At 65.0% G+C, this 9,098-nt stretch carries 8 protein-coding genes; 4 read left to right on the forward strand and 4 right to left on the reverse strand.

Features of this window, described 5'->3' with window-relative positions; genetic code table 11:
• Nucleotides 1–67 precede the first annotated feature (67 nt).
• The 4 genes from lpdA to AC1DYX_RS06940 form a co-directional block, all read right to left on the reverse strand.
• Nucleotides 68–1,507 (reverse strand): dihydrolipoyl dehydrogenase, encoded by a 1,440-nt coding sequence (gene lpdA / locus AC1DYX_RS06925; RefSeq protein ID WP_477257643.1) that lies wholly within the window; start codon nt 1,505–1,507, stop codon nt 68–70.
• 134 nt (nt 1,508–1,641) lie between these two features.
• The gene (locus tag AC1DYX_RS06930) at nt 1,642–1,983 is read right to left on the reverse strand and encodes a PspC domain-containing protein (RefSeq protein ID WP_477257664.1); all 342 of its coding nucleotides are present in this window, start codon (nt 1,981–1,983) and stop codon (nt 1,642–1,644) included.
• A 58-nt stretch (nt 1,984–2,041) separates the two neighbouring features.
• Nucleotides 2,042–3,298 carry a 2-oxoglutarate dehydrogenase complex dihydrolipoyllysine-residue succinyltransferase gene (gene odhB / locus AC1DYX_RS06935; protein ID WP_477257645.1) on the reverse strand — a complete coding sequence of 419 codons (1,257 nt, stop codon included), beginning with the start codon at nt 3,296–3,298 and terminating at the stop codon, nt 2,042–2,044.
• Nucleotides 3,299–3,416: 118 nt separating this feature from the next.
• Nucleotides 3,417–6,272 (reverse strand): 2-oxoglutarate dehydrogenase E1 component, encoded by a 2,856-nt coding sequence (locus AC1DYX_RS06940; RefSeq protein ID WP_477257647.1) that lies wholly within the window; start codon nt 6,270–6,272, stop codon nt 3,417–3,419.
• A gap of 299 nt (nt 6,273–6,571) precedes the next feature.
• On the opposite strand from AC1DYX_RS06940, the gene AC1DYX_RS06945 reads away from it, so the two are divergent.
• The 4 genes from AC1DYX_RS06945 to AC1DYX_RS06960 form a co-directional block, all read left to right on the forward strand.
• Nucleotides 6,572–7,243, forward strand: a complete 672-nt coding sequence (locus AC1DYX_RS06945; RefSeq protein WP_477257649.1) for a PepSY-associated TM helix domain-containing protein — start codon at nt 6,572–6,574, stop codon at nt 7,241–7,243.
• Nucleotides 7,244–7,280: 37 nt separating this feature from the next.
• On the forward strand, nt 7,281–7,799 hold the full coding sequence (locus tag AC1DYX_RS06950; protein WP_477257651.1) for a DUF2271 domain-containing protein: 519 nt from the start codon (nt 7,281–7,283) through the stop codon (nt 7,797–7,799).
• 10 nt (nt 7,800–7,809) lie between these two features.
• Nucleotides 7,810–8,634 carry a DUF4198 domain-containing protein gene (locus AC1DYX_RS06955; RefSeq protein ID WP_477257653.1) on the forward strand — a complete coding sequence of 275 codons (825 nt, stop codon included), beginning with the start codon at nt 7,810–7,812 and terminating at the stop codon, nt 8,632–8,634.
• Between the two features lie 3 nt (nt 8,635–8,637).
• Nucleotides 8,638–9,098: FAD:protein FMN transferase (locus AC1DYX_RS06960; protein WP_477257655.1), on the forward strand; the 461-nt coding region annotated here is incomplete at its 3' end.

Genomic DNA, 9,098 nt, shown 5'->3' on the forward strand with positions numbered 1-9,098 from the left:
GTGCTTGATGCCCCCGGCATCAAGCACCCCACCCAACGAGGCGTGCGTTGCACGCCCCAAATGCTGCTTAGAAGTTCAGCGAACGCTTGTCGACGGCGAGCGCGGCTTCCTTGGTCGCTTCGGACAGCGACGGGTGGGCGTGGCAGATGCGGGCGATGTCTTCCGACGAGGCGCGGAATTCCATCGCGACGACGGCTTCCGAGATCAGCTCCGACGCGACCGGGCCCACGATGTGGACGCCCAGGATTTCGTCGGTCGTCGCGTCGGCCAGGAATTTCACCATGCCCGACGTGTCGCCCAGCGCGCGTGCACGGCCGTTGGCCATGAACGGGAACGTGCCCGCTTTGTACGCGACGCCTTCCTTCTTGAGCTGCTGCTCGGTCTTGCCGACCCACGCGATCTCCGGCGAGGTGTAGATGACCCACGGGATCGTGTTGAAGTTGACGTGGCCGTGCTGGCCGGCGATGCGCTCGGCAACGGCAACGCCCTCTTCTTCCGCCTTGTGCGCCAGCATCGGGCCGCGCACGACGTCGCCCACGGCCCAGATGCCCGGGACGTTGGTGCGGCATTCGTCGTCGACGGCGATGAAGCCGCGCTCGTCCAGCTGCACGCCCACGGTCTCGATGCCGAGGCCGTTGGTGTTCGGCACGCGGCCGATCGAGACGATCAGGCGGTCGAACGTTGCGGTCTGCGCCGCGCCCGATGCATCGGCGTATTCCACGGTGACGTTGTTGTCGCCCTTGGTGACGCTGTTGATCTTCACGCCCAGGTGGATGTCCAGGCCCTGCTTGGTGAACAGCTTGTGCGCTTCCTTGGCGATCTGTTCGTCGACCGCACCCAGGAACGTCGGCAGGCCTTCCAGCACGGTGACCTTGGCACCGACGCGACGCCACACGGAACCCATTTCCAGGCCGATCACGCCGGCGCCGATGACGCCCAGCCTGGCCGGGACGGCGTCGATGGTCAGCGCGCCGGCGTTCGACAGGATCAGCTTCTCGTCGAATGCCGCGCCCGGCAGTTCGCGGGCGTTCGAGCCGGTGGCGACGATCACGTTTTTCGCCGTGATCGAATCGGTGGTCGGGCCCGACACGTTGACGGTGTATCCGCTATCACCTTGCGTCTTGCCGGCGAAGGTGCCGCGGCCGTGGAAGAAGGTGACCTTGTTCTTCTTGAACAGGTAGACGATACCGTCGTTGTTGGCCTTGACGACGCCATCCTTACGCTTGAGCATCTGGCCCAGGTTCAGCGACAGGCCGGCGACGTCGATGCCGTGCTCGGCGAACGCGTGACCGGCGTGCTCGAAGTGTTCCGACGATTGCAGCAGTGCCTTCGACGGGATGCAGCCGACGTTGGTGCAGGTGCCGCCCAGTGCCGGGCCGCCCTTGGTGTTCTGCCACTCGTCGATGCAGGCGGTCTTGAAGCCCAGCTGCGCAGCGCGGATCGCGGCCACGTAGCCGCCGGGACCGCCGCCGATCACGACGACGTCGAATTGTTTTTCATTACTCATTAATCGATTCCTTGGTATCGCCAATCAAGCCGTAGGGTGGCCCCCCCTGTGCCCACGCGTAACGTATGCRTGATGCGAACGTCCGCGTGGGCACGGGGTGCCCACCCTACGTCGATGCCGATTCGGCGTATAAATTATTCTTCGGGTACGAAAATCCACAACAACAGGTAAATCACGATCCCGAACCCGAACGTGACGGTGAACAGCGTGAACACGAGCCGCCACACCCAGGCGTCCACGCCCGACACCCGCGCCAGGCCGCCGCAGACACCGCCCAGCCAGCGGTCGGTGCGCGAGCGGCGCAGCGTACTCAGTTCGGACGCGAAACTGCCATCGGCAAACGCGGTCTTGTTCAGGTTCACCGTCGACGAGGCGGACGACAACACCTTCGCCTTCGCCTGTTCGAATTCGGCGTCGGTCAGGGCGCCGGCCTGGTGCAGTTCGTGCAAACGCTTGATTTCTTCGGAGATCATGATCCTTCCCTTCCATCAGACAAAGCACACGCGCGCCAGGCCGGCGCGCCGGCCGTGGTGATTACAGGTCGAGCAGCAGGCGGGCCGGATCTTCCAGCGCGTCCTTCATCGCGACCAGGCCCAGGACGGCTTCGCGGCCGTCGATGATGCGGTGGTCGTACGACATCGCCAGGTAGTTCATCGGGCGGATGACGATCTGGCCGTTCTCGACGACGGCGCGGTCCTTGGTCGCGTGCACGCCCAGGATCGCCGACTGCGGCGGGTTGATGATCGGGGTCGACAGCATCGAACCGAAGGTGCCGCCGTTCGAGATCGAGAACGTACCGCCCGTCAGGTCTTCCAGCGTGAGCTTGCCGTCCTTGGCTTTCTGGCCGAATTCGCCGATCTTCTTCTCGATCTCGGCGATCGACATCTGGTCGGCATTGCGCAGGATCGGCACGACGAGGCCGCGCGGCGAACCGACGGCGATACCGATGTCGAAGTAGCCGTGGTAGATGATGTCGTTACCGTCGACCGACGCGTTCAGGATCGGGTACTTCTTCAGGGCGGCGACGGCAGCCTTGACGAAGAACGACATGAAGCCCAGCTTGACGCCGTGTTCCTTCTCGAACTTGTCCTTGTACTTGGCGCGCATTTCCATGACCGGCGCCATGTTGACTTCGTTGAACGTCGTCAGGATGGCGTTGGTCGACTGCGACTGCAGCAGGCGCTCGGCGATACGGGCGCGCAGGCGGCTCATCGGCACGCGCTCTTCCGGACGGTCGCCCAGGTTGACGCTTGGCGCGGCCACTTGCGGCAGGGCTGCCTTCGGCGCGGCCTGCTGCAGCGGGGCCGGAGCGGCGACAGCAGGTTTGTTGGCGACGGCGGCCAGGGCATCGCCCTTGGTCACGCGGCCGTCACGGCCGGTGCCGGTGGCATCTAGAGCGGTCAGGTTATTGTCGGCCAAAATCTTGGCGGCGGCCGGCATGGCGACGTTGCCTTTGGAACCCGTCGATGCGCCGGCTGCCGGCGCGGCGGCCGGAGCTTCAGCGGCGGCCGGCGCGGCGGACACCTGCTGCGGGCTGGCGCCAGCCGAGGCTTCGGTGTCGATGATGGCGATGACTTCGCCCGAGACGACGGTACCGCCGTCGTTCTTGATGATTTGCACGATCACGCCGGCAGCCGGGGCCGGCAGTTCCAGGACCACCTTGTCGGTCTCGATGTCGATCAGGTTCTCGTCGCGCGAGACGGCTTCGCCGACTTTCTTGTGCCACGACAGCAGGGTCGCTTCAGCGACCGATTCCGACAATTGGGGGACCTTGACTTCGATTTGTGCCATTTAAAAAACTCCGTTTTTCTATTCTGTGCAAAAAACCCCGCGCGGACGGCGCGGGGTCATAAAAGCGCTGCTTGTTTGGTCAGGAGCCGCACGTGCGAGCGTGTGGCGCCCCTCGTCCTCACTTGGTGAGGACGAACCCCTTCAACTTCGAGAACGCGGTTTCCAGCAGTTCCTTCTGCTGCGCCACGTGCTTGTCGGTGTAGCCGACAGCGGGGGACGCGGAAGCCGGACGGCCGGCGTACGCCAGGCGCTGACCCGTTTCCATGCTTTCGAACACGTTGTGCTGGATCTGGAACCACGGACCCTGGTTCTGCGGCTCGTCCTGCGCCCACACCACTTCGGTGACGTTCGGGAACTTCTTCAGTTCGGCCTGGAACGCCTTGTGCGGGAACGGATACAGCTGCTCGATACGGACGATGGCGGTGTCGGTCGTGCCGCGCGTCTTGCGTGCGTTGACCAGGTCGTAGTAGACCTTGCCCGAGCACGCGATCACGCGCTTGACCTTGTTGGCGTCGATCTTGTCGTCCAGTTCGCCGATGACGGTCTGGAAACCGCCCTTGGCCAGGTCGGTCAGCGGCGAGCCGGCGTCCTTGTTACGCAGCAGCGACTTCGGCGTGAAGATGACCAGCGGCTTGCGGAACTGGCGCACCATCTGGCGGCGCAGCAGGTGGAAGATCTGCGCGGCCGTGGTCGGCTGCACGACTTGCATGTTGTGGTCGGCGCACAGTTGCAGGAAACGCTCGATGCGGGCCGACGAGTGCTCCGGACCCTGGCCTTCGTAACCGTGCGGCAGCATCATGACGAGACCCGAGGCGCGGCCCCACTTCACTTCGCCCGAGGCGATGAACTGGTCGATCACGACCTGCGCACCGTTCACGAAGTCGCCGAACTGGCCTTCCCAGATCGTCAGCGTGTTCGGCTCGGCGGTCGAGTAGCCGTATTCGAAGCCCAGCACCGCTTCTTCCGACAGCACGGAGTCGATGACGGTGAAGTTGGCCTGGTTCTCCGACACGTTCGCCAGCGGCAGGTAGATGCCCTGGTCCCAACGCTCGCGGTTCTGGTCGTGCAGCACGGCGTGGCGGTGCACGAACGTGCCGCGGCCGGCGTCCTGGCCCGACAGGCGGACGGCGTAGCCCGATGCCAGCAGCGATGCGTAGGCCAGGTGTTCGCCCATGCCCCAGTCGAGGTTCATCTCGCCGCGGCCCATCGTGGCGCGGTCGCCCAGCACTTTCTCGACGAGCGAGTGCAGCTTGAAGTTTTCCGGCACGGTCGTGATGCGCTGGGCCAGGCGTTTCAGCTCGGTCAGCGGCACGGCGGTGTCGGCGGCGTCGGTCCACTTCTTGTTCAGGAACGGTGCCCAGTCGACGGCGTACTTGTTCTTGAAGTCGGTCAGGATCGGGTCGACCGTGTGCTTGCCGGCGTCCATCGCGGCGCGGTATTCGGCGACCAGCTGGTCACCGCCGTCGGCGGCGATGGTGCCCTGCGCGGCCAGCTTGTCCGCGTACATCTTGCGGGTGCCCGGGTGCTTGGCGATCTTCTTGTACATCAGCGGCTGGGTCAGGGCCGGGGTGTCCTGCTCGTTGTGGCCCAGCTTGCGGTAGCAGATGATGTCGACGACGACGTCTTTGTGGAACTCGGTGCGGTAGTCCATCGCGATCTGCGTGGCCAGCACGACGGCTTCCGGATCGTCGGCGTTCACGTGCAGCACCGGTGCCTCGATCATCTTGACGACGTCGGTGCAGTACAGCGTCGAGCGCGCGTCGCGCGGGTCGGACGTGGTGAAGCCGATCTGGTTGTTGATGACGAGGTGGACCGTGCCGCCCGTGCCGTAGCCGCGGGTCTGCGCCAGGTTCAGCGTCTCCATCACGACGCCCTGGCCGGCGAAGGCGGCGTCGCCGTGCACGAGGATCGGCAGGACTTCCTTGCCCTTGCGGTCGCCACGGCGCTCCATGCGCGCCTTGACCGAGCCTTCCACGACCGGGTTGACGATTTCCAGGTGCGACGGGTTGAACGCCAGCGACAGGTGGACCGGGCCGCCCGGAGTCGAGACGTCGCTCGAGAAGCCCTGGTGGTATTTCACGTCGCCCGACGGCAGGTCGTCGGCGTGCTTGCCTTCGAACTCTTCGAACAGCTCGGACGGGGCCTTGCCCAGGGTGTTGACCAGCACGTTCAGGCGGCCGCGGTGGGCCATGCCGATGACGATTTCCTGCACGCCCTGCTCACCGGCGCGGCGGATCACCTCGTCCATCGAGGCGATGAACGATTCGCCGCCTTCAAGCGAAAAGCGCTTGGCGCCGACGTACTTGGTGTGGAGGTAGCGCTCCAGGCCTTCGGCCGCGGTCAGGCGCTCGAGGATGTGCTTTTTCTTTTCAGCGGTGAAGGTCGGGGTCGAGCGGATCGACTCGAGCTTCTCCTGCAGCCAGCGCTTCTCGGTCGGATCGCTGACATACATGAATTCCGCGCCGATGGAACGGCAGTAGGTATCGCGCAACATGTTCAGCAGGTCGCGCAGCGATGCGGTTTCCTGGCCGAAATAGGTGTTGCTGATATTGAATTTGGTATCGAGGTCGGCTTCGGTGAAACCATAGAAGCCCGGATCGAGTTCCGGGATCGGCGGACGTTCCTGGCGCTGCAGCGGATCCAGGTTGGCCCAGCGCGAGCCGAGGTAGCGGTAAGCGGCGATCAGCTGGGTCACGGCGACGCGCTTGCGGCCGAGTTCCGCGTCCGGCGAGGCGGTCACGGTGCGGATCGGGCCCTGCTTGGCGCGTTCGGCGAACGAGGCGATCACGGACGAGTGATCCACGTCCGGCTTGGCGGTACCGTCGACGGCGGGCATGTGTTGCATCGCGTCGAAATAAGCACGCCAGTTGTCGGGCACCGAGCCCGGATTGTTCAGGTACGCTTCGTACAACTCTTCCACGTACGGCGCATTACCGCCGAACAGGTACGAGTTGGCGTTATATTGTTGCATCATTCTTGCTCACCTTTCTTCGCGCTTCGCGAGTATGGGGCGGGTTAATCTAACCTTCCGCGACACGGCCTGACCGGTTAGCGGATCGCACTTACTACATATCAAGTTGTGAGGGAAGGACTCTTCAGGCAAATCAATGCGGCCGACCTGCCCATTTGCGCACGGTATTGTAACGCAAGGATAGGGAACCGGCAGACTCCACACCGACATTTTATTTATTTCCAAATGACATTTACGCACAATGTCAAGTTGTCATGAACGGCCCCGTTGACGCAATAAATGATAATCGTTATCATTTACGGATGCACTCGACCGGCTCTTCTTCCCCAGTTCCCACCACCACGACACCGGCCGTCCCCGGCGTGCGCCGCGCCGTCTGGTTGCGCCAGTTGCATCAATGGCACTGGATCAGTTCCGCCCTCTGCCTGATGGCCATGCTGTTGTTCGCCGTCACCGGATTCACGCTGAACCATGCGTCGCAGATCGAGGCCAGGCCGGTCGTCACCCGCCAGAAGGCCCAGTTGCCGCCACAACTGCGCACGCAGATCGACGACTTCGCCGCCGGCCACGCGGATGCCAATGTGCCGCTGCCCGCACCGCTGGCCGACTGGGCCGAACAGACGTTCCCCGTCCAGGTCCGGGGCGTGCGCGCCGAATGGAGCGAGGAAGACGCCTACGTCGCCCTGCCCCGCCCCGGCGGCGACGCCTGGCTGCGCATCGGCGTCGACGGCAATGCCGAATACGAAAGGACGGACCGCGGCTGGATCTCGTGGCTGAACGACATGCACAAGGGCCGCAACGCGGGTGCCGTCTGGAGCTGGTTCATCGATATCTTCGCCATCGCCTGCCTCGTCTTTTGCATCACCGGTTTCCTGATCATGAAATACCACACGGCCAACCGGCCGTCGACCTGGCCCGTGATCGGCTTCGGCATCGTGCTGCCGATCGTGCTGGCCCTGCTTTTTGTGCACTGATTCATTTACTAAACTAAATAATTCATCGAAAGCCGACATGAAACTGTCCCACTCGCTCGCCCTGACCCTGCCGCTCGCCGCGGCCTCGGGCTGGGCCATGGCTGCCGACCTCACCGTCAAGTTCGAACTGCCGCAACTGAACGTGGCGGAATACCACAAGCCCTACGTCGCGATCTGGATCGAGCGCGCCGACCAGGGCGTCGCCAACACCCTGGTCGTCCTGTACGACGTCAAGAAGCGCGACAACGCCGGCACCAGGTGGGTCAAGGACTTGCGCACGTGGTGGAGAAAGGCCGGCCGCGACGTCACCTTGCCGATGGATGGCGTGAGCGGCGCCACCCGCACGGCCGGCGTGCAGACGCTGACCTTCCCGGCCGCGCGCGCCGGCCTGGACAAGCTGCCGGCCGGCGATTACCGGCTCGTGGTCGAGGCGGCGCGCGAAGCGGGTGGCCGCGAACTCGTGCGCGTGCCGTTCACGTGGCAGCCGAACGGCAAGGTGGCGGCGACGGCGGCCGGCAAGGAAGAACTGGGCGCCGTCTCGGTCGCCATCCAGTAAGGAAGCCGACATGCACATCAAGCAGATCGCCATTGCCCTCGCCCTGGCCGGTATCGCCTGCGCCGCGCAGGCGCATCGTCCATGGATGATCCCGAACACGAGCCTCATCGAGTCCGACCGCGGCGAAGCCTGGGCGACCATCGACGCCGCCATCTCGGAAGGCCTGTTCGAAACGGACCACATGCCGCAGAAGCTGGACGGCCTGACCGTCACCGACCCGGACGGCGCCACCGCTCCGGCCCCGGCGGCCGTCGTCGGCAAGCACCGCTCGACCGTCGACATCCGCTTGCCGAAGGACGGCACCTACCGCGTGACGCTGGCCGCCGTCAATGTGATGGGTTCCTATAAGCTGAACGGCGAAATGAAACGCTTCCGTGCGACCGAGCAAACCGTCAGGGACGAGATCCCGGCCGGCGCCACCGAGGTGCGCAGCATGACGATGGTGCAGCGCCAGGACACGTTCGTCACCCTGAACAAGCCGTCGGCGGGCGCCCTGAAGCCCACCGGATCCGGCCTGGAACTCGTCGCGCTGACGAATCCGACCGAGCTGCGCACGGGAGAGAAGGCGAAGTTCCGTTTCCAGCTCGACGGCAAGCCGCTGGCGAATTTCCCGTTCAGCCTGATCCCGGGCGGCGTCAAATACCGCGGCACCCTGAACGAGGTGCGGCTGACGACGGACGCCAACGGCGACGCCACGTTCACGCTGCCTTCGCCGAACTTGTACTGGCTCAGCGCCAAGTATCCAGCAACTGAGCCGGCCAACGCCCCGCGCGGCATGGACGGCCCGGCGAAGCGCTACAGCTACTCGGCCACGTTCGAGATCCTGCCGGAGTGATTCTTGCCTGATCGCGCAGTCCTGATCCCGCTCGACATCGACCCGTCCGTGCCGCCGCCGGGCAGCCGCGTGCATTCGTTGCATGGCGCCAGCATGGGCACGACCTGGTCGGCGCGCGTCGCGGGTCCGGGCATAGCCGGTGCCCAGGGGGCGCTGCAGGCCGAACTGGACGCGATCGTCGCGCAGATGAGCCACTGGGAAGACGACTCGCTGCTGTCCCGCTACAACCGCGCCCCGGCCGGCACGTGGATCGACCTGCCGACGCAATTCTTCGAGGTCGTGGATTACGCGCTGTGGGCGCACGATGCGAGCGGCGGCGCCTATGACCCGGCCGCCGGTGCCCTCGTCGAGCTGTGGGGCTTCGGCCCGCGCCGGCGCTACGACCACGCCGGGTTCTATGCGCCGGATGCCGCCGCCATCGCGCGCGTGCAGGCYGCGCGCGCCCGCCCGACGCTCGACCGCGC

It is taken from the genome of Massilia sp. P2_C2 (assembly GCF_056404615.1).

Excerpts from the sequence above, each read along its gene's own strand:
- lpdA (WP_477257643.1), bottom strand. The coding sequence starts at position 1,507 with ATGAGTAATGAAAAACAATTCGACGTCGTCGTGATCGGCGGCGGTCCC.
- odhB (WP_477257645.1), bottom strand. The coding sequence starts at position 3,298 with ATGGCACAAATCGAAGTCAAGGTCCCCCAATTGTCGGAATCGGTCGCT.
- AC1DYX_RS06940 (WP_477257647.1), bottom strand. The coding sequence starts at position 6,272 with ATGATGCAACAATATAACGCCAACTCGTACCTGTTCGGCGGTAATGCG.
- AC1DYX_RS06945 (WP_477257649.1), top strand. The coding sequence starts at position 6,572 with ATGCACTCGACCGGCTCTTCTTCCCCAGTTCCCACCACCACGACACCG.
- AC1DYX_RS06950 (WP_477257651.1), top strand. The coding sequence starts at position 7,281 with ATGAAACTGTCCCACTCGCTCGCCCTGACCCTGCCGCTCGCCGCGGCC.
- AC1DYX_RS06955 (WP_477257653.1), top strand. The coding sequence starts at position 7,810 with ATGCACATCAAGCAGATCGCCATTGCCCTCGCCCTGGCCGGTATCGCC.